The organism is Rodentibacter trehalosifermentans, assembly GCF_002000545.1.
Taxonomy (GTDB): Bacteria; Pseudomonadota; Gammaproteobacteria; order Enterobacterales; family Pasteurellaceae; genus Rodentibacter; species Rodentibacter trehalosifermentans.
Genome location: NZ_MLHL01000066.1, coordinates 1 through 17850, shown reverse-complemented (window position 1 = coordinate 17850; position 17850 = coordinate 1). Strand labels below are relative to the sequence as shown.

Here is a 17850-nt window from a genome sequence, read left to right as displayed (position 1 = left end):
ACGTCAGCCCCTTTATTTAAGCCTTACCAAGCCATGAGAGAAACGTGGTTTGCCAGTCAGTCACCAATGAATTGGAAACTATCATCCTCTCCATTACTATTGAAAGTATGGTGGGGAAGTTGGATTATTTCTAATATTGTTAGTAATATCTACTCCAAGCTTTCTTTTCATGAGGAACAAAGCAATAGCCTCGATGGGTTGATGTTTTTAACCAACATTTCTATGGTTAGCGGTATCTTAGATATTTGTGCTACCATTCTTTTCTTGAAAGTTGTTAAAAAAGTCAATCAAATGCAGCTTGAATATTCATCTAATCTTGATTACCCACTCAAGGTATTTTCAAATAACTAACAATTCATTTAGTTAGAAAAAACGCAGATAGTGCCCTGTTTATACTTTTCTCTTAGGAAAAAATGCGGTCAAAAATGACCGCACTTTTTGTCTTTTAGTATAAAACCCTTGCTCGAATTGTACCATCAATCTCACGCAATTTAGCCAATAATGGCGCAGAATCTTCCGTTTCCACATCCACCACGACATAACCGATTTTCGGGTCGGTTTGTAAATATTGTGCGGCAATATTGATATTGGCTTCCATAAAAATTTGGTTGAGCTTATTCAAAATGCCCGGACGATTTTCGTGAATATGCAATAAACGCTTGGTGCCGGCGTGTTCCGGTAAAGACACTTCTGGGAAATTCACTGAAGATAATGTAGAGCCATTATCGGAATATTTCACAAATTTCCCTGCCACTTCAAAGCCAATATTTTCTTGCGCTTCTGCGGTAGAACCACCAATATGCGGGGTTAAAATTACATTATCAAATTCACGCAATGGTGAGACAAATTCTTCATTGATTGACGCCGGTTCAACCGGGAAGACATCAATTGCCGCTCCATTAATTTTCCCCTCTTTTAAGGCTTGAGCAAGCGCCTCAATGTCCACCACCGAACCCCGTGCCGCATTGATTAAAATAGAACCCGGTTTTAGCTGCGCAATACGCTCTGCGCTCATTAAATTACGGGTTGAAGGTAATTCCGGTACGTGTAAAGAGATCACATCACAGCTACCTAGTAAGTCTTCCAGGGTGGCAATCTGTTTGGCATTGCCAAGGGAAAGTTTGTTTTCGATATCGTAGAAATACACATCCATACCTAAGGATTCCGCAATAATACTTAATTGAGAACCGATATGCCCATAACCGATAATCCCTAATTTTTTGCCCCGCACTTCGTGTGAGCCGGCTGCGGATTTATTCCATACCCCACGATGCACCTCCGCATTGGCTTGCGGCACATTGCGCATCAAAAGCAAAATTTCCCCTAACACTAATTCTGCGACAGAGCGTGTATTTGAAAATGGTGCATTAAATACCGGGATGCCTCGTGCTTTTGCTGCATTCAGATCAACCTGATTGGTGCCAATACAAAAACAGCCCACCGCAATGAGTTTTGGTGCGGCATCAATCATTTCCTCCGTTAAATGCGTGCGAGAACGCAGCCCGATAAAATGCGCATCTTTAATGGCGGCTTTTAACTCATCACCATCAAGGGCTTTTTTGTAATAATCAATATTGGTATAACCGGCAGCGTGCAAAGTATCTAATGCACTTTGATGCACGCCTTCCAGCAATACAAATTTGATTTTTGATTTGTCGAGTGACACTTTATTTGTCATGTTTGCCTTCCTTATTGTTATTTCTATAAATTATTCGATAATTTTTGCACCGTCAGGCGTACCGACAATCACCACATCGGCACTACGCAACGCAAAGATACCATTTGTCACCACACCGGCAACATTATTTAATTCTTTTTCCATTTCTACCGGATTTAAAATCGTAAAATTATGCACGTCTAAAATCACATTGCCATTATCCGTCACAATGCCTTCACGGTATTCCGGTGCACCGCCAAGTGCCGCTAGTTTTCTGCCCACTTGCGAGCGAGCCATAGGGATCACTTCCACCGGTAATGGGAAGGTTGACCCCAACACATCCACTTGCTTACTGCTATCTACGATACAAATAAATTTTTTTGCTAACGCTGCCACAATTTTTTCTCTTGTTAATGCGGCACCGCCCCCTTTAATCATCATTTTTTGTGGATTAATCTCATCTGCACCATCCACATAAATATCCAAGCCCGACACTTCATTGGCGCTAAACACGTCAATCCCTTGTTTACGCAGCAATTCTTCAGAGGCTTTTGATGCCGCCACAGCCCCTTTAATTTGATTTTTCATCGCCCCCAACGCTTCAATAAAGCAGTTCACGGTGGATCCACTACCCACGCCCACAATGGTATCCGCTTTGACATATTGTAAAGCTGCTTGAGCGGCAAGCCTTTTCATTTCTAATTGATCCATTTCTTTTCCTATTTTTAAGAAGTAAACGATTGCGTTACTTTAATACGCAAGAATTAAATAAACAAGTGCAAATTTTGATGAGTGATGATGAAAAAATAACATCACTTAATCTTCCGTTAAAAATAGTGCCAACAATTCGTTTAGAAATAATTTTCCGTGCTCGGTGATCTGCCAAGCCTTTTCGGTTTCTACGATATAATTTTGTTGAAGGGCAAAATCAATCTGATTTTTAACCGTATTGGGGGCTAACCCCGTATAAGCCTCAAATTCCCCTTTGGGTACAGCTTCCAATAAACGAAAACGATTCATAAAAAATTCAAAAGGGCGGTCAATTTCGGGGACGTTTTTTTCTTCGTAAAGATACTCCCCTCGCAAATAGCCTTTCGGGTGTTTAGTTTTGGAAAAACGGAGAATTTCCCCGTTAGGAAAAGTGAGTTTTCCGTGAGCACCACAGCCAATCGCCAAATAATCACCAAAACGCCAATAATTCACATTGTGCCGGCATTGAAAACCCGGTTTGGCATAAGCAGAAGTTTCATACTGTTGATAACCTGCGGCGGTGAGCAATTGATGCCCTTGCTCAAAAATAGCCCAAAGCGCCTCTTCATCGGGCAAGATTGGTGGACGGTAAGCAAACATTGTATTGGGTTCGATGGTAAGTTGATACCAAGAAAGATGAGGGGGCGCAAGTTCAATGGCTTGGCGTAAATCCGCTAAAGCCTCATCCAAGGTTTGATGAGGTAGCCCATGCATCAAATCCAAATTGAAACTTTGCAGCCCGGAAACTTTCGCCAAATTGACCGCACTTTTGGCTTCTTCTGCATTATGAATTCGCCCAAGACGCTGAAGTTTGTCATCGTTAAAACTTTGAATTCCCATAGAGATTCTCGTCACCCCCGCTGCCACATAGCCTTTAAAGCGTTCCGCTTCCACCGTACCGGGGTTGGCTTCCAAGGTAATCTCAATGTCCTTTTCGAAAGAAATCTGTTTTTTGATTTCACTCAATAAATACGCAATGCTTTCCGCATAAAACAAGCTCGGCGTGCCACCGCCAATGAAAATGGAATGTAATTGACGATCTTGAATTGATGGTTTAAAACGTGCTAAATCCGTTTTTAAATCTCGCAATAAATGATGAATATAATCCCTCTCGGGAATCTCACCTTTTTGTGCGTGGGAGTTAAAATCACAATAAGGGCATTTCTGCACACACCAAGGAATATGGACATAAAGGGAAAGGGGAGGAAGTTTGAGCATGATAGTTGACAGATTGGAAGATATGTTGTGGTATTTTATGCCATGATAAGAAATAACGAAAAGTAAAAATATCATCAGCGAATGCTCACGGAGTAAAAATAATTAAGGAGACAAAAATGAAATCCGCTCTTAATCTCTTTTCACTTTTTTTCGGTCAAGCGTTGAGTGGTAGTGTGATTTCTTTACTCACACTCAGTTCCACTTTGGTGGGTAACGTGTTGTCACCTCAAGATTTTTTAGTGTCTTTGCCGATTACAATGACGGTGCTAGGTTCAGCGATCAGTGTCTATTTTGCGTCTTTTTTAATGGCAAAATATGGCAGAAGAACCGCATTTATTATGAGCGGACTCATCGGTATTGTCGGGGCATTATTAGCGATCTATGCCATTTATAAAGCACAATTTTATCTATTTAGCCTTGCTACTTTTATCTTGGGGGGAGCAACGGTGTTCAACCAATATTATCGTTTCGCTGCTGCGGAAGTGTTTGATGATGAAGTAAATAAAAAACGGGCGACATCGTTAATTATCAGTGCCGGTATTGTCGGTGGTGTGTTAGGCCCTTTTTTAGCCACGAAAGGGGCGAATTTATTGGCGATAAAATATGTGGGAATTTTCTGGCTGTGTTTCGCTGTTTTTGTACTTTTAATTATCAGCCAACTTTTCCTTTCAATCAAAAATCCACAAACCCTATGCGCTCAAAATCAGCCTGTACCGAAAGATATGTTCTTACAGAAGGAATTTAAAATCGGTACGGCGTGCTGAGCCTTAAGTTTTGCAATGATGGTGCTATTGATGAACGCCACCCCTTTAGCAATGTATCATCAACATTTTCAGATTGAACAAATCAGCCCAGTGTTGCAATGGCATTTTGTGGCAATGTATAGTCCTGCGCTGCTACTGCCTTTTGTGGTGAAAAACGTCAAAAACCAATATATTGTTGGGTTAGGCTGTTTATTATTTATTATTGGCGGTTTATGCAGTTTGTTTTTTCAGCAACATTGGGCATATTTAGCCTCATTGATATTCATTGGTGCAGGTTGGGGCTTGATGTTTAGCGGCGGCACGTTTTTGCTTAATCGGCTATCGCCACAATATAGGCATAAATTACAAGGCACAAGTTCGCTTATCACTTATCTTGCCAATCTCTCCGCCTCTTTTTCCGTGGGATTATTAATGGCAACACCCTATGGCTGGCAAATGGCAAATTTAAGTGCGGTCATTTTGATGAGTATTTTTAGCTTATGGCTCTTTTATCAATTCACAAGAGTAAAAATTTAAACGCTAATTTGAAGAAAAATGAAAGATTCCGTCAATTCTTTTAGATTTTAATTCATATAAAAAAGGCTTGTTTTCACAAGCCTTAAAAAATATTCAATTTATTTTGTCACACTTAGTTCACTGAAAAATACGTCAATGAACCTGGGCCGATAGGTAAACCAAACACAAAAACCCAAAGGTAGAAAAGGGTGACCCAACCGATGATGAAAATAAATGAATAAGGGATCATCATCGCCATAAGTGTCCCTACCCCTGTATCTTTTTTATAACGCACGGCAACTGCCATAATTAAGCCGAAATAGCTCATCATTGGTGTAATAATATTCGTTGTTGAATCGCCAATGCGATAAGCCGCCTGAATCACTTCCGGGGCATACCCAACTAACATCAGCATTGGCACAAAAATAGGAGCGGTTAATGCCCATTGGGCGGAGGCGGAGGAAATCATCAAATTGATAAAAGCACAAACTAAGATGAAACCGACAAAAAGCATAGGGCCGGTTAAGCCAAGTTCAATCAGTAAATTCGCCCCTTTTACCGCTACAATTGAACCTAAGTTCGTCCACTTAAAAAATGCCACAAACTGTGCCGCAAAGAAGACCAATACAATATACATCCCCATTGAAGCCATTCCTTGAGACATTGATTTGACAATATCTTGAGAAGAGTTCATTGAACCGGTCACTCGCCCATAGATGTAGCCGGGAATAGCAAAAAAGATAAAAATAAAAACCACAATGCCATGTAAGAAAGGTGAACCTGCAACAAGCCCTGTTTTAGGGTGACGCAAAATGCCGTTTTCAGGAACAATGGTCCAAGCAAGAAGTAAGGAAAAAATGACCATTGCGATTCCGGCCCACATTAAGCCCTTTTTCTCATTTGCGGTTAATTTTTCCACTTTATTGTTGAGAATGGTAGGATCATCGGCCTCTTGGGGATTATATTTTCCAAGCTGTGGTTCAACGATTTTTTCAGTGACTAAATAGCCCAAAATACTCACTAAAAATGTACTCACAAACATAAAATACCAGTTTGCCTCAGGACCAACCACATAATTAGGCTCAATTAAACGGGCTGCCTCTTGGGTAATTCCTGATAAAAGCGGATCCACGGTGCCTAATAGCAAGTTCGCACTATATCCCCCTGAAACACCGGCAAAGGCGGCGGCAATCCCTGCAAGCGGATGACGGCCAAGTGCGTGAAAAATCATAGCGGCAAGAGGAATTAAGACCACATAACCCAACTCTGCCGCTGTATTTGAAATCACCGCAGCAAATACAATGGTGAACGTCACCAATTTTTTCGGTGTCCCCACGACAAGTCCCCTCAAAGCAGCAGAAATCATTCCTGAAGATTCGGCAATGGATACCCCAAGCATTGCCACTAAAACCGTGCCAAGTGGTGCGAAACCGGTGAAATTTTTCACTAAACTACTCACCATATAAGCAATCCCTTCCTGGCTAAGTAGGCTTTTCACCACAATATCACCGGAATGATTAGGTCGTGGATCGACAACACTCACATCAAAATAATGCAAAATAGCTGAAAGCACGATCAAAATAGCGCACATCAACATAAATAAAATCACAGGGTGTGGCAGTAAATTTCCGAGCCATTCCACCCCTTTTAAAAAATGCTGAATTCGACTGTTTTTTTGAGAAACGGTTGATGACATAGGCATATCCTTTTTTATTGGTTAAAGAGTAAATTTCATATTCGCATATTTTTTACTAAACCCCAAAACAAAATTTCCACCATTCAAACAATAACATTACATTTTTTTAACTTTTTAAGTGAGTTGTCAAAAAATCAGAATTTAACGCAACAAAAAAGGCTTGTTTTCACAAGCCTTTAAAAAATATTGAATTAATTGACCGCTCTTGTGGTTTTCGTGGCGGCTTTACGACGTGGTGTTTTCGGTTTGGCTGCCACTTTGACGAATTCAATCCCTTCAGGTGGGTTTTCAAGTGCCAAGCCCAACACTTCATCAATGGTTTCTACCGAATGAATCGCAAGACTTTGTTTCACGTTATCCGGAATGTCTTCCAAATCTTTCACATTCTCTTTTGGAATTAATACGGTTTTTATACCGCCACGGTGTGCTGCTAACAGTTTTTCTTTTAAGCCGCCGATTGGCAAGACTTTACCACGCAAGCTGATCTCTCCTGTCATTGCCACATCCGCACGCACCGGGTTACCCGTTAAACAAGACACCAGAGCCGTACACATGGCAATCCCTGCACTTGGACCGTCTTTTGGTGTTGCACCATCCGGCACGTGAATATGAATATCACGTTTTTCGTGAAACTCAGGGTTAATGCCAAGTCGATCGGCACGGGAACGTACCACCGTCATCGCTGCTTGGATGGATTCTTTCATCACATCCCCCAAAGAGCCGGTGAAGGTTAACTTACCTTTACCCACCACAGAAGCAGTTTCAATGGTAAGCAGATCACCGCCCACTTCTGTCCATGCCAGACCAGTGACCTCACCTATGCGATTTTGCGTATCCGCTTTGCCGAATTCAAAACGTTTCACACCAAGATAATCATGTAGATTATCTGAATTAACGGTGAGCGATTTCAACTTAGGATTCACCAATAAATTTTTCACCGCTTTGCGGCAAATTTTGGAAATTTCCCGTTCCAAATTACGCACACCGGCCTCTCGGGTGTAATAGCGGATAATGTCTAAAATCGCACTTTCTTCTACCACTAATTCCCCTTTCTTCAAACCGTTACGCTCAATTTGTTTTTGTAACAAATGACGTATGGCGATATTGAGTTTTTCATCTTCCGTATAACCGGAAAGGCGAATCACTTCCATACGGTCAAGCAACGGTCCAGGAATATTCATGGAATTTGAGGTGGCTACAAACATCACATCGGAAAGATCATAATCCACTTCCAGATAATGATCATTAAACGTGGTGTTTTGCTCCGGATCGAGCACTTCTAATAAAGCAGAGGCAGGATCGCCACGCATATCTGATGCCATTTTATCGATCTCATCCAGTAAGAATAACGGGTTTTTCACCCCAACTTTTGCCATTTTTTGGATGAGCTTGCCCGGTAATGCACCAATGTAGGTTTTGCGATGTCCACGAATTTCCGCCTCATCACGCACGCCACCTAATGCCATACGTACATACTTCCGCCCTGTTGCATTAGCAATCGACTGACCAAGCGAGGTTTTCCCTACCCCCGGTGGTCCAACCAAGCAAAGAATCGGCCCCTTAATTTTATTAAGACGTGCTTGCACTGCAAGATATTCCAAAATGCGTTCTTTTACCCGCTCCAAACCATAGTGATCCGCATCCAGCACTTGTTGAGCCTTGGTAATATCTTTTTTCACTTTCGTGCGTTGATGCCACGGCACTTGAATCATCCATTCAATGTAGCTACGCACCACGGTAGCTTCTGCGGACATGGCTGACATCATTTTGAGTTTTTGCAGTTCGCTTTCCACTTTCTCACGCACTTCAGCCGGCATTCCCGCCGCTTCCACTTTTTGACGAAGTTGTTCCACTTCATCAATGGTATCTTCATTTTCGCCATCGTCCATTTCTTTTCGAATGGCTTTAATTTGCTCGTTCAGATAATAGTTACGCTGGCTTTTTTCCATCTGTTTTTTCACACGGCTACGAATGCGTTTTTCCACCTGGAGAATATCCGCCTCCGATTCCATCATACCAAGCAAATATTCCAAACGCGCTTGCACATCAGCCAATTCCAACACACTTTGTTTATGACGAACGCTTACCGGCAAATGTGCTGCCATGGTATCTGCCAAGCGATCGGCCTCATCAATCCGTTGTAGGGCGCCTAGCACATCAGCCGGTACTTTTTTATTCAACGCTAGGTAATTTTCAAACTCGGACAAGACGGCATTTTTGACAATCTCTAATTCTTTTTTATCACCTCGGACAGTATCAATCGGGGTGATTTCTGCAGAGAAAAATTGTTCCCCTTCTTCTAGATGATTGATTTTTGCCCGTTGCTGCCCCTCGACAAGCACTTTTACTGTGCCGTCAGGCAATTTTAAAAGCTGAATAATATTGGCAATGGTGCCCACATCAAACACATCATCAATCGCCGGTTCTTCTAAATCCGCTTGTTTTTGTGAAACCAAAAGAAGCTGTTTATTTTCATTCATCGCTTCTTCAAGGGCATTAATGGATTTGGCTCGCCCCACAAAAAGCGGCATCACCATATAAGGGAAAACCACGACATCGCGTAATGGTAATACGGGCATCGTGCGTTCTGTTCTTTTGGCGTTCATATCTTCTCTCTAATTCTACTTCGACAATTTGGGGTAATATGGGGCTGGGTTTGATTAATTCAAGGGAATAGGATTAATTAGCGCATAAAGTGCGGTCATTTTTTACCGCACTTTTGAGAAAAACCCGGTGTTATGTCGCACTTGCACAAAACTATTGGCTATCTTCCCTCCCGCCGTTTACGGGGGGAGGTGCCGCAGGCGGAGGGGGGAAAAGAGCGGTTACTTTTCACTGAGTTTTTGCAACTTTGTTGCAATCCCCCTTAAGGTGCCGCCTCGCTCCCTGTAAAAGGAGGGAGCGAAAAATTATCTATTGTGCAACTGCTACATAATGCCGAGAAAAACTAAAGTATCGTTAATAATTGACTAAAATCATCAAAAACCCAATCCGGATGGGATTCACTAATAGGAATATTATAGTTATAACCGTAAGTTAATCCCACCACCGCACAGCCTGCTGCGTGGGCAGCCAGAATATCGTTTTTAGAATCACCTACAAATAAAAGTTGGCGGGGTTCAACACCGAATTTCCCACACAAATAATAAAGTGGTCCCGGATGCGGTTTAATTGCCGGTAAAGACTGCCCGCCGAGCATTTCGCTAAATAAGTGATCGATACCAAAGGCGCTCAACACCGGTTGAACGTGTCTGGTCGGTTTATTTGTTACTACGGCTAAAGTGTAACCTTTCGCTTTTAATGCTTCTAAGGTTTCTTTCACATTGGGATAAAGGCGGCTCACATTGCAAAGGTTTTCACCATAATAGTGGTTGAAACGTGCTTTAACTTCTTCTACCTCTGCTTCGCTTAATGTTCTACCGGTTTGTGCTTTTACCCAATCTAATGCTCGGGCAATCAACACCGGTGCCCCATTGCCAATCCAGGTTAACACTAAAGACTCCGGTGCTTGGGGTAAATCAAATTCGGCTAAGGCTGAATTGACGGATAGGGCTAAATCCGGCAAGCTGTTAACGAGCGTGCCGTCTAAATCAAAACCAATCAATTTAAATTGTGTTTTCATTTAATCTCTCTTTTTTATACCGCTATAAGGAAACTAAAAATTCTCGATTAACCACGGACAGTGGAAAGTTGATCCCTCATTTGATTAATCACTTGTTTGTAATCCGGACTGTCAAAAATCGCTGAGCCTGCGACAAACATATCCGCACCGGCAGCGGCAATTTCTGCAATATTATTGACTTTTACACCGCCATCCACTTCTAAACGGATATCAAAACTGCTGTTATCAATGATTTTTCTAACTTGTTGTAATTTTTTCAACGTTGCCGGAATGAAAGATTGTCCGCCAAATCCCGGATTAACCGACATCAACAAAATGACATCCACTTTATCCAATACATAATCCAAATAACTCAGTGGTGTGGCAGGGTTAAACACCAAACCGGATTGGCAACCGTGATCACGAATCAACTGTAAAGAGCGGTCAATATGCTCAGTGCTTTCCGGATGGAAGGTAATATAATTTGCTCCGGCTTTGGCAAAATCAGGAATAAGCCGATCCACCGGTTTCACCATTAAATGCACGTCAATAGGGGCGGTAATACCGTAATCACGCAAAGCCTGACAAATAGCGGGGCCAAAAGTCAAATTGGGCACATAGTGATTATCCATCACATCAAAATGAATGAGATCTGCACCGGCATTAAGCACATTTTGAACATCATCACCAAGGCGGGCCAGATCGGCGGAAAGAATAGAAGGGGCAATAAGGTAAGGTTTCATCGTTATCTCCTCGGGGTAATCACCGCTCTAGTTTACTACGTTAAAACAGAAATTGCCTTGATTATTTCTCAGAAAATTTTGAAAAAAATGACCGCACTTTCCTGTCTGTTTTGACAAGAATGCAAAGTGCGGTCAGTTTTCTATCTTTTTATTGATCCAAAATTGTCGTTATCAATTTTAAATATTCAATAGCAAGGCTTCGTTGATCGCTACTGGCATTATAAACAAGATCTTCTGAAAGCACGCCACAAGACTGGGTTTGAGGGATTTCCCCTTGTTCATAAGCTTCAAAATCCGCCATCCAATCCCCTTCAAAATAATAACGTTCTAAACGTTTCATTTTCGGTAAAAAGGTTTGCCATTTTTCAAGAAAATTTTCTGCCTCAGCCAAAAATTCATTGGCTTCATCCAATATGTTTTCCATTTCGGCTAATTGTGCCAAACGAGTTTGAGATAGCATAGTTCTCTCCAAAATGAGGTAAAAAGAAACCGCACTTTGCTTAAAGTGCGGTCAATTTATCTTGCCTTTTACCAATTACACATCATAGGTGGTGGAAGCGGTGTTACCGCCACGCCCTGTCCAGTTGGTGTGGAAAAACTCACCACGCGGTTTATCTGTACGCTCGTAGGTGTGCGCACCAAAATAATCCCGTTGGGCTTGCAATAAATTCGCCGGTAAACGAGCAGAAGTGTAACCATCCAAGAAGGTAATCGCAGAAGCCATACAAGGCATCGGAATACCCACTTCAATGGATTTTGCCACCACTTTACGCCAGTCGCTCATAGCATTTTCTAAAATGCCTTTGAAATAAGCATCCGAGCCTAAGAAAATTAAATCCGGGTTGGCCTCATAAGCATCACGAATATTGCCTAAGAAACGGCTACGGATAATACAGCCTTCACGCCATAATAATGCGGTTGCGCCATAGTTGATATCCCAACCAAAGTTTTCGGAAGCTTCACGAATCAACATAAAGCCTTGTGCATAAGAGATAATTTTTGAGGCAAGTAAGGCTTTACGCACCGCTTCAATCCAAACCGCTTTATCGCCTTCCACCTTGCCAATGGTTTTGCCGAATAATTTTTCTGCCGCCACCCGCTGATCTTTGAAAGAAGAAACACAACGGGCAAACACCGATTCGGTGATTAAGGTTAATGGAATACCAAAATCAAGAGCGTTGATGCCCGTCCATTTACCCGTGCCTTTTTGTCCGGCAGTATCTAGGATTTTTTCCACAAGCGGTGTACCGTCTGTGTCTTTATAACCCAAAATATCTGTTGTAATATCAATTAGATAGCTATCTAGCTCTGTTTTTTTCCATTCAGCGAAAATGTTTTGCATTTCCTCGTAACTTAAGCCTAGTCCGTCTTTTAAGAATTGGTAAGCTTCGCAAATTAACTGCATATCACCATATTCAATGCCGTTATGCACCATTTTCACGAAATGACCTGCGCCCTCTTTTCCAACCCAATCACAGCACGGTTCGCCTTTATCGGTTTTGGCAGAAATCGCTTGTAAAATCGGTTTAACATATTGCCATGCTTCCTCGTTACCACCCGGCATAATGGAAGGCCCATGACGAGCGCCCTCTTCACCGCCCGATACTCCGGAACCCACAAAGCGAATCCCTTTTTCCGCTAAGGCTTTCACACGGCGGTTAGTATCCGGATAGTTAGAGTTACCACCATCAATAATGATGTCGCCCTCTTCCAAGTGCGGTAATAGTGCATCAATAAATTGATCCACCACTTCGCCCGCACGCACCATCAGCATCACTTTTCTTGGTTTTTCCAATTTAGACGCCAAATCTTCCAAGGAATACGCCCCGATAATGTTCGTGCCTTTCGCCGCCCCTTGTAAAAACTCATCCACTTTTGACGTGGTACGGTTATACGCCACCACTTTAAACCCGTGGTCGTTCATATTTAAAATGAGGTTTTGCCCCATCACGGCGAGTCCAATTACGCCGATATCGCCTTTTTGTGACATTTTTTTCTCCTGCTGGTGAGGTGCAATTTATGAGTTACACCGATTGAGTATAAACTTAGTTTGTTGAATTATTTTGTAATAAATCCTTTTCAGGAATTTGTTGTAAAGAAAATTGACGTTTTCCCACAATTTCTTCCACTTTGTCAGCAGACAATCCTGCTTGTAATAGTTCTTGACGTAAACCATCAAGTGAACGATTAAAGGCTTCTCGTGCCCGTTGCACACCTTCAACAATAAATTGTGCATTAAAATCATCTTTTAATTCATAAAACTGAATATTAGAGGCACAGTGATAAAACCATTCAAACCTTGCGGCGACTTCTTGCAAAGCAAGCGTGCCATGAGCTTGTTTAATACCTCTATCACTCAAATAAACTGTTCCTTGAATATTGCTAAAACCATGTTTTTTTAAAATACATTGAATATCCGAATAGGCGTTACGCCAACTGGCATTATGATAGTTTTCTTCCAAACAATGGGGATCCATATCAAAAACAATTAATGTACGATCCATTTTATCCTCATTGCATCATGTCTTTACCAATGTATATTACTTTGGAGTACATTGACATACTTCACTCGCCAAATAACTGTGCACAGGCTTATTTCTCTGCAACCACCACATACTTTTGTTCAATAATTTCTCGAAAACTTTCGGACGTTGTCGCCCAATCAAGCACATCCACTTTATAAGGGAGATCGCTTTCGCTAAAGGCTTCGCTGACCTCCGCAAAAAGCCGTAACGAGAGAGGTTCTTCGCTCATTACCACCAAATCCAAATCCGAAAATTTACGCGCTGTACCTTTCACTCTTGAACCAAATGCCCGCACTTCATAGCCTGCCAAGTGAGTTCGTAAAATATCTTGTACAATAGTAAGATGTTTGGGTTCAATATCAAAAATCTTATCCATTTTGACCGCACTTTAATTTCTCTTGGAGATATTTTGCTTCACTTAAAAATTTAGGAATACCCTGCACCACAGCGATTGCAATATCTTCATCGTAAGTATGACTGGTTCGGCTACGCATTTCACGATATTGTTTCCAATCACTCCACTCTCCTTGCAATAAGCCATATTCATTGCCCGTGCGAATCAGATCTTGAAAGCTAATGCCATCATAAAGTTCTGGATTAGGCGAAATCGCAACCAAATAACGCTTTAGCATTTTGTGGCTGAGTTCATAGGTAAACTCAAAGCGTTGAATTAAACCATCACGAATTTGCAGATCACTCACATCTTGCAGATAACGGTTTAACCCTTCTTCTAGACGAAAAATAGCTTTTTCTAATGGGGTAAAATCAAGCATTATTTGCCTCTTTAATTGCTCATCCATAAAGATAGATTACTCTTTCACCACAACCTCACTCTCGAATATTGGTAAATGCCAAAAGCCACCGCCAACACCTTTACATGATCCGCTTGTCCACTCTGAAGTGCGGATAAAAATTTTGCCATTCCAAACTGCGTTCTGACCAAACCAGCAATCACCGATTCCACGACCTTTATAAGATCCATTAACGGCTAAAAAATGTTTCTGTTCATCATAAAAAGCTCCATTATATTGATGAGCTAATTGCTGTTCGACTCGGGTTAATTTATCATCCATCACTGCATAATAAGCTCCCTCTTGATAAGCGCCCCTCCAACAAAGAGATTCTGCCAATACCTTACTATTCGTCAGCGGGTAAATGGTAATCCCATCAAGCCAATTATCATCCTGATGCAAAACAGGACAATAGCCATCGGATTCTTCATCCGTGCCATTAGCTTGACGTAAAAGTGCCATTACTTCATCAAATTGTTTTGTTCCCTTTTTCAGGATATATTCTTGACGGCTTGGAATAGCTATCGCCGTAATTTTAGGCGCAGGGCGTGGGGCTAACACCGGTTTTGTGCTATTTCCCTTGCGTATCAGGGCTGAAGGCGTATTTAATCTCTGCTGAAATTCATCCATACGCAACATTGCCGCTGCCGCACCTTTATCCGATAATTTACCTTTAAACTCACCGGAAACAATCTGGATTTCGGTGTTTTTTTTCAATGCGTTAAGTAGTGTCGTTATTTGGGTGTCCGTGAGAGAATATTCGGTTTGAATATCATCAACATTTTCTTTTTGCATTTTTCCTAAAGATTGCCCATTTATCAAAATTTCGGCAAATTTACCAATAGGAATGTTCTTCTCTTTTTCCTGATCGTATGCCAAAAAAGATAATTTCCCTGACACCTTTGCATTTTCCCCTGCCGGACGGGTAAATAAAACCGAAACGGGTATATCATACCAACCATCTGATTGATACCCTGTCAGACGGCAAGTACCGGTATTATCACAAACCAAATTCCAATCTTGGTAAGACTCATCAATCCCTTTGATCGGTGAAGCCAATACACTCATTGGCAGTAATATGAGTAATAACAACTTTTTCATTTATCTATCCTATGAATAATTTATATAACAATCTGCAAAACCAACGCCAACACCGCCGGCAACCCTTGCTTTACAAAAATGCCCTTATTGGCGGTGATTGCGCCAAAAATGGCGGCAGTTATCACACAAACTAAAAAGAAATAAATCACCGACATTTGGTTTATCACATAACCGAAGAGAATTCCTGCCGCCAGAAAGCCGTTGTATAACCCTTGATTGGCAAACATCACCTTCACTTTCTTTTGGGCGATAAACTCATCCGTTAAACCGAAAATGCGTTTGGCCTGTTTTCCCTCAATAGCGAACATTTCTAAATAGAGAATGTAAAAATGTTCGATTGCCACAAGTGCGGTCAAAATATGGGCTAAAATTTCCACTATAAAAACTTCGCTGCCGCTTTATCCAAATACCACTCCGTCACCCCATTTTTCGCTTTAATTTTCGCTGCCGGATAAGGGAGAGTTTCCGCTGGTGTGGTTTGGATTTCTTTTAAAATTTCCGCTTTGCCTTCACCTGTCACAAGATAAGTAATGCGTTTTGCCTGTTCGATGAATTTTGCGCTTTTGGAAATACGGATTTGCCCGCTTTCAGGGTGTTTTGCCATCACCGCAAGGTTTTTATCATCAAAATAAGTTTGATGTGGGAATAAGGAAGCTGTGTGTCCGTCTGCCCCCATGCCTAAAATAATCCAGTCAAAAACACCGTCAGGAATGACCGCACTGAGTTCCTCTTGGAAACGTTTTAGCTCAACGTGCGGTTCATTTTCACCACGAATTCGATGAATATTTTCCGCTGGAATCTGGATATGGTCGAATAATAATTTTTGCACTTCGCCGTAATTGCTTTCGGGATCTTGTGGTGAAACCATACGCTCGTCACCCCACCAGAAATGTAAATTTTGCCAATTGATTTGCTCTACATAAGGGGGGTGCGCCAGTGTTTTAAAGAGTAGTTTTGGTGTTGAACCACCGGAAAGGGAAATATGTATAGGGTGGATCGATTGGCTATAAATAACAAATTCTTGTGCTATTTTTTCAACCGCTTGTTGCGCCGTAGAAAACGTGATCGTGTTCATTTTATTCCTACAAAAGTGCGGTTCGATTTTCCGGTATTTTTGAAAAAACAAAAAATGGATAACCAAACCTATGATAAAAATTATAGGCATTTTACCATAGCAAACCGTTTAAGTTATCCATTTGAAACAAGAAATTGTCAATTAAATTAATGCGAATTCTCTTGCAAAAGTTGTTTTAATTGTGCCGCACTTGGCGAGACGACCGGCAAAAATGCGCCTTCATTCCAACGGCGAATAAAACTCAATGATGAGTCTTTAAAATAAGCCGCACCACCGCTTGCTTCTAACTCCAATAATAGGCTTTTAGCCACGAGATCCACCACTTCTAAACGCAAAGCAAGGAGTTCTTTCGGACGTTCAATAAAATATTGTTCTTCCGTCAATCCCTGATATAAACGCTGTTTAAGAGAAGTAAAATGTTCGCTTGTTTGCTGCCAGTCTGTCGCTAATGCCGCACGATAAATAAGTCGTTGTTCGGCTTCTTGCAACGAACGTTTCGCCAACCCTAAAGCCAAACCGAATTGATAACCTAAAAAATAAGGGCGGGTTTGAGCTAAAAATTCAGGGGCGTTGTCGGATAAAATCCATTCCGGCTTTAATTCTACCTCATTGAACGTTAAACTTGCGGTGTTTGCACCTTGTAGGGCGATAAACTCTAAATCAGCCGAACGAACCAACCCAATTGCATCTGACGGAATCGCAATAACCCAAGGGGTTTTCCCTTCCAATCCTGCACTAAATACCGCTAAGAAACGATCTTTTCTCACATTGGTTACCCAAGGTAACTTGCCATTTAAATAATATTTCCCGTCTTTTTGGCTAATTTTTACGTTTAATTCTTCCAAATTAGCTAAATATTTAACCGTATTGGAAAGCCCGGTCGCCCCTGCAATATCCGCATTAATAAGTTCATTTAAATAATGTTCTCTAAAATAGGGATTTGAGCTGGTTAAAATTTGTTTAATAAAAGTATAATGTCCCCACGCAATAAAACTCGCCGTGAGTGAATGTGATGCTAATGTTTGCAATATTTCAATCACCTCTTTAGCGTCCCCACCCTGTCCGCCTAATGGCGTTGGGACACCCACTTTAAATACGCCTTCAAGCGCTATTCTTTTTAACAATCCTTCCGATAATTCAGAAGAAGTTTGATCTAATTCATTTGCGTTATTTTCTAACCAATGAATAAAATGTTCTGAAAAAAAAGCCATTATTTATTCTCCTTTGTTAATTTGATTGAAAAGGAAAATACTATAGAAAAATAAGGTTGCATAATATCCATTATGCATATGATATATATTTTTTTAATATAGAAATAAGATAATACTGATTAGATGAAGGGAAGCGCTTTTTTATTATAAATAAATATAAATTATAAAAAATCAATATAATATTAAACAATAAGTTTAGGTCGATTAAATATAAAGGGTATGT

The 17850-nt window shown here is 41.2% G+C and carries 19 protein-coding genes; 3 read left to right on the top strand and 16 right to left on the bottom strand.

Going from position 1 to position 17850, the window contains the following annotated elements; translation table 11 throughout:
* The coding region (locus tag BKK52_RS11035) for a DUF4328 domain-containing protein (protein ID WP_143531415.1) at positions 1 to 351 on the top strand (351 nt) is incomplete at its 5' end.
* Positions 352 to 445: 94 nt separating this feature from the next.
* Here the strand turns inward: BKK52_RS11035 and serA are convergent.
* The 3 genes from serA to hemW all read right to left on the bottom strand — a co-directional run bounded on the left by serA (position 446) and on the right by hemW (position 3625).
* Positions 446 to 1678: a phosphoglycerate dehydrogenase gene (serA, locus tag BKK52_RS11030; RefSeq protein ID WP_077478695.1), complete on the bottom strand. Its 1233-nt coding sequence runs from the start codon at positions 1676 to 1678 to the stop codon at positions 446 to 448.
* Positions 1679 to 1708: 30 nt separating this feature from the next.
* Entirely contained in the window at positions 1709 to 2368 is a 660-nt protein-coding gene (gene rpiA / locus BKK52_RS11025; RefSeq protein WP_077417325.1) for a ribose-5-phosphate isomerase RpiA, read from the bottom strand.
* Between the two features lie 105 nt (positions 2369 to 2473).
* Positions 2474 to 3625 (bottom strand): radical SAM family heme chaperone HemW, encoded by a 1152-nt coding sequence (hemW, locus tag BKK52_RS11020; RefSeq protein WP_077421643.1) that lies wholly within the window; start codon positions 3623 to 3625, stop codon positions 2474 to 2476.
* Between the two features lie 116 nt (positions 3626 to 3741).
* Here hemW and BKK52_RS11015 point away from each other — a divergent pair, with 116 nt between their 5' ends.
* On the top strand, positions 3742 to 4389 hold the full coding sequence (locus tag BKK52_RS11015; RefSeq protein ID WP_077478694.1) for an MFS transporter: 648 nt from the start codon (positions 3742 to 3744) through the stop codon (positions 4387 to 4389).
* A 30-nt stretch (positions 4390 to 4419) separates the two neighbouring features.
* On the top strand, positions 4420 to 4905 hold the full coding sequence (locus BKK52_RS11010; protein WP_077478693.1) for an MFS transporter: 486 nt from the start codon (positions 4420 to 4422) through the stop codon (positions 4903 to 4905).
* Between the two features lie 112 nt (positions 4906 to 5017).
* Here the strand turns inward: BKK52_RS11010 and BKK52_RS11005 are convergent, their stop codons facing one another.
* The 13 genes from BKK52_RS11005 to BKK52_RS10945 all read right to left on the bottom strand — a co-directional run bounded on the left by BKK52_RS11005 (position 5018) and on the right by BKK52_RS10945 (position 17627).
* Positions 5018 to 6580: an AbgT family transporter gene (locus BKK52_RS11005; RefSeq protein ID WP_077478692.1), complete on the bottom strand. Its 1563-nt coding sequence runs from the start codon at positions 6578 to 6580 to the stop codon at positions 5018 to 5020.
* A 191-nt stretch (positions 6581 to 6771) separates the two neighbouring features.
* Positions 6772 to 9186, bottom strand: a complete 2415-nt coding sequence (lon, locus tag BKK52_RS11000; RefSeq protein ID WP_077421641.1) for an endopeptidase La — start codon at positions 9184 to 9186, stop codon at positions 6772 to 6774.
* Between the two features lie 341 nt (positions 9187 to 9527).
* Positions 9528 to 10202, bottom strand: a complete 675-nt coding sequence (locus BKK52_RS10995) for a phosphoglycolate phosphatase (protein WP_077421640.1) — start codon at positions 10200 to 10202, stop codon at positions 9528 to 9530.
* Positions 10203 to 10249: 47 nt separating this feature from the next.
* Positions 10250 to 10924 carry a ribulose-phosphate 3-epimerase gene (gene rpe, locus BKK52_RS10990; RefSeq protein ID WP_077478691.1) on the bottom strand — a complete coding sequence of 225 codons (675 nt, stop codon included), beginning with the start codon at positions 10922 to 10924 and terminating at the stop codon, positions 10250 to 10252.
* Positions 10925 to 11072: 148 nt separating this feature from the next.
* On the bottom strand, positions 11073 to 11384 hold the full coding sequence (locus BKK52_RS10985) for a DUF4298 domain-containing protein (RefSeq protein WP_077416751.1): 312 nt from the start codon (positions 11382 to 11384) through the stop codon (positions 11073 to 11075).
* Positions 11385 to 11459: 75 nt separating this feature from the next.
* Positions 11460 to 12914, bottom strand: coding sequence for a decarboxylating NADP(+)-dependent phosphogluconate dehydrogenase (gene gnd, locus BKK52_RS10980; RefSeq protein WP_077416753.1), 1455 nt, complete (start codon positions 12912 to 12914; stop codon positions 11460 to 11462).
* Positions 12915 to 12969: 55 nt separating this feature from the next.
* Positions 12970 to 13428, bottom strand: a complete 459-nt coding sequence (locus tag BKK52_RS10975; protein ID WP_077416755.1) for a virulence factor — start codon at positions 13426 to 13428, stop codon at positions 12970 to 12972.
* 88 nt (positions 13429 to 13516) lie between these two features.
* A complete protein-coding gene (locus tag BKK52_RS10970) occupies positions 13517 to 13825 on the bottom strand; it encodes a nucleotidyltransferase family protein (protein ID WP_077416757.1) in 309 nt (102 codons plus the stop codon).
* Entirely contained in the window at positions 13818 to 14222 is a 405-nt protein-coding gene (locus tag BKK52_RS10965) for a nucleotidyltransferase substrate binding protein (RefSeq protein WP_077416759.1), read from the bottom strand. Before BKK52_RS10965 ends, BKK52_RS10970 begins: the two co-directional genes overlap by 8 nt.
* Positions 14223 to 14258: 36 nt before the next feature.
* Positions 14259 to 15341: a DUF1176 domain-containing protein gene (locus BKK52_RS10960; protein ID WP_077478690.1), complete on the bottom strand. Its 1083-nt coding sequence runs from the start codon at positions 15339 to 15341 to the stop codon at positions 14259 to 14261.
* 20 nt (positions 15342 to 15361) lie between these two features.
* The gene (locus BKK52_RS10955; protein ID WP_077416763.1) at positions 15362 to 15718 is read right to left on the bottom strand and encodes a DUF1304 domain-containing protein; all 357 of its coding nucleotides are present in this window, start codon (positions 15716 to 15718) and stop codon (positions 15362 to 15364) included.
* Positions 15718 to 16416, bottom strand: a complete 699-nt coding sequence (gene pgl / locus BKK52_RS10950; RefSeq protein ID WP_077416765.1) for a 6-phosphogluconolactonase — start codon at positions 16414 to 16416, stop codon at positions 15718 to 15720. Before pgl ends, BKK52_RS10955 begins: the two co-directional genes overlap by 1 nt.
* A gap of 146 nt (positions 16417 to 16562) precedes the next feature.
* On the bottom strand, positions 16563 to 17627 hold the full coding sequence (locus BKK52_RS10945; protein ID WP_077416767.1) for an acyl-CoA dehydrogenase family protein: 1065 nt from the start codon (positions 17625 to 17627) through the stop codon (positions 16563 to 16565).
* Between the last annotated feature and the right edge of the window lie 223 nt (positions 17628 to 17850).

Excerpts from the sequence above, each read along its gene's own strand:
- BKK52_RS10965 (WP_077416759.1), bottom strand. The coding sequence starts at position 14,222 with ATGCTTGATTTTACCCCATTAGAAAAAGCTATTTTTCGTCTAGAAGAA.
- BKK52_RS10985 (WP_077416751.1), bottom strand. The coding sequence starts at position 11,384 with ATGCTATCTCAAACTCGTTTGGCACAATTAGCCGAAATGGAAAACATA.
- rpe (WP_077478691.1), bottom strand. The coding sequence starts at position 10,924 with ATGAAACCTTACCTTATTGCCCCTTCTATTCTTTCCGCCGATCTGGCC.
- serA (WP_077478695.1), bottom strand. The coding sequence starts at position 1,678 with ATGACAAATAAAGTGTCACTCGACAAATCAAAAATCAAATTTGTATTG.
- BKK52_RS10995 (WP_077421640.1), bottom strand. The coding sequence starts at position 10,202 with ATGAAAACACAATTTAAATTGATTGGTTTTGATTTAGACGGCACGCTC.
- hemW (WP_077421643.1), bottom strand. The coding sequence starts at position 3,625 with ATGCTCAAACTTCCTCCCCTTTCCCTTTATGTCCATATTCCTTGGTGT.
- rpiA (WP_077417325.1), bottom strand. The coding sequence starts at position 2,368 with ATGGATCAATTAGAAATGAAAAGGCTTGCCGCTCAAGCAGCTTTACAA.
- BKK52_RS11015 (WP_077478694.1), top strand. The coding sequence starts at position 3,742 with ATGAAATCCGCTCTTAATCTCTTTTCACTTTTTTTCGGTCAAGCGTTG.
- lon (WP_077421641.1), bottom strand. The coding sequence starts at position 9,186 with ATGAACGCCAAAAGAACAGAACGCACGATGCCCGTATTACCATTACGC.
- gnd (WP_077416753.1), bottom strand. The coding sequence starts at position 12,914 with ATGTCACAAAAAGGCGATATCGGCGTAATTGGACTCGCCGTGATGGGG.
- BKK52_RS11005 (WP_077478692.1), bottom strand. The coding sequence starts at position 6,580 with ATGTCATCAACCGTTTCTCAAAAAAACAGTCGAATTCAGCATTTTTTA.
- pgl (WP_077416765.1), bottom strand. The coding sequence starts at position 16,416 with ATGAACACGATCACGTTTTCTACGGCGCAACAAGCGGTTGAAAAAATA.
- BKK52_RS10975 (WP_077416755.1), bottom strand. The coding sequence starts at position 13,428 with ATGGATCGTACATTAATTGTTTTTGATATGGATCCCCATTGTTTGGAA.
- BKK52_RS11010 (WP_077478693.1), top strand. The coding sequence starts at position 4,420 with ATGAACGCCACCCCTTTAGCAATGTATCATCAACATTTTCAGATTGAA.
- BKK52_RS10945 (WP_077416767.1), bottom strand. The coding sequence starts at position 17,627 with ATGGCTTTTTTTTCAGAACATTTTATTCATTGGTTAGAAAATAACGCA.
- BKK52_RS10960 (WP_077478690.1), bottom strand. The coding sequence starts at position 15,341 with ATGAAAAAGTTGTTATTACTCATATTACTGCCAATGAGTGTATTGGCT.
- BKK52_RS10970 (WP_077416757.1), bottom strand. The coding sequence starts at position 13,825 with ATGGATAAGATTTTTGATATTGAACCCAAACATCTTACTATTGTACAA.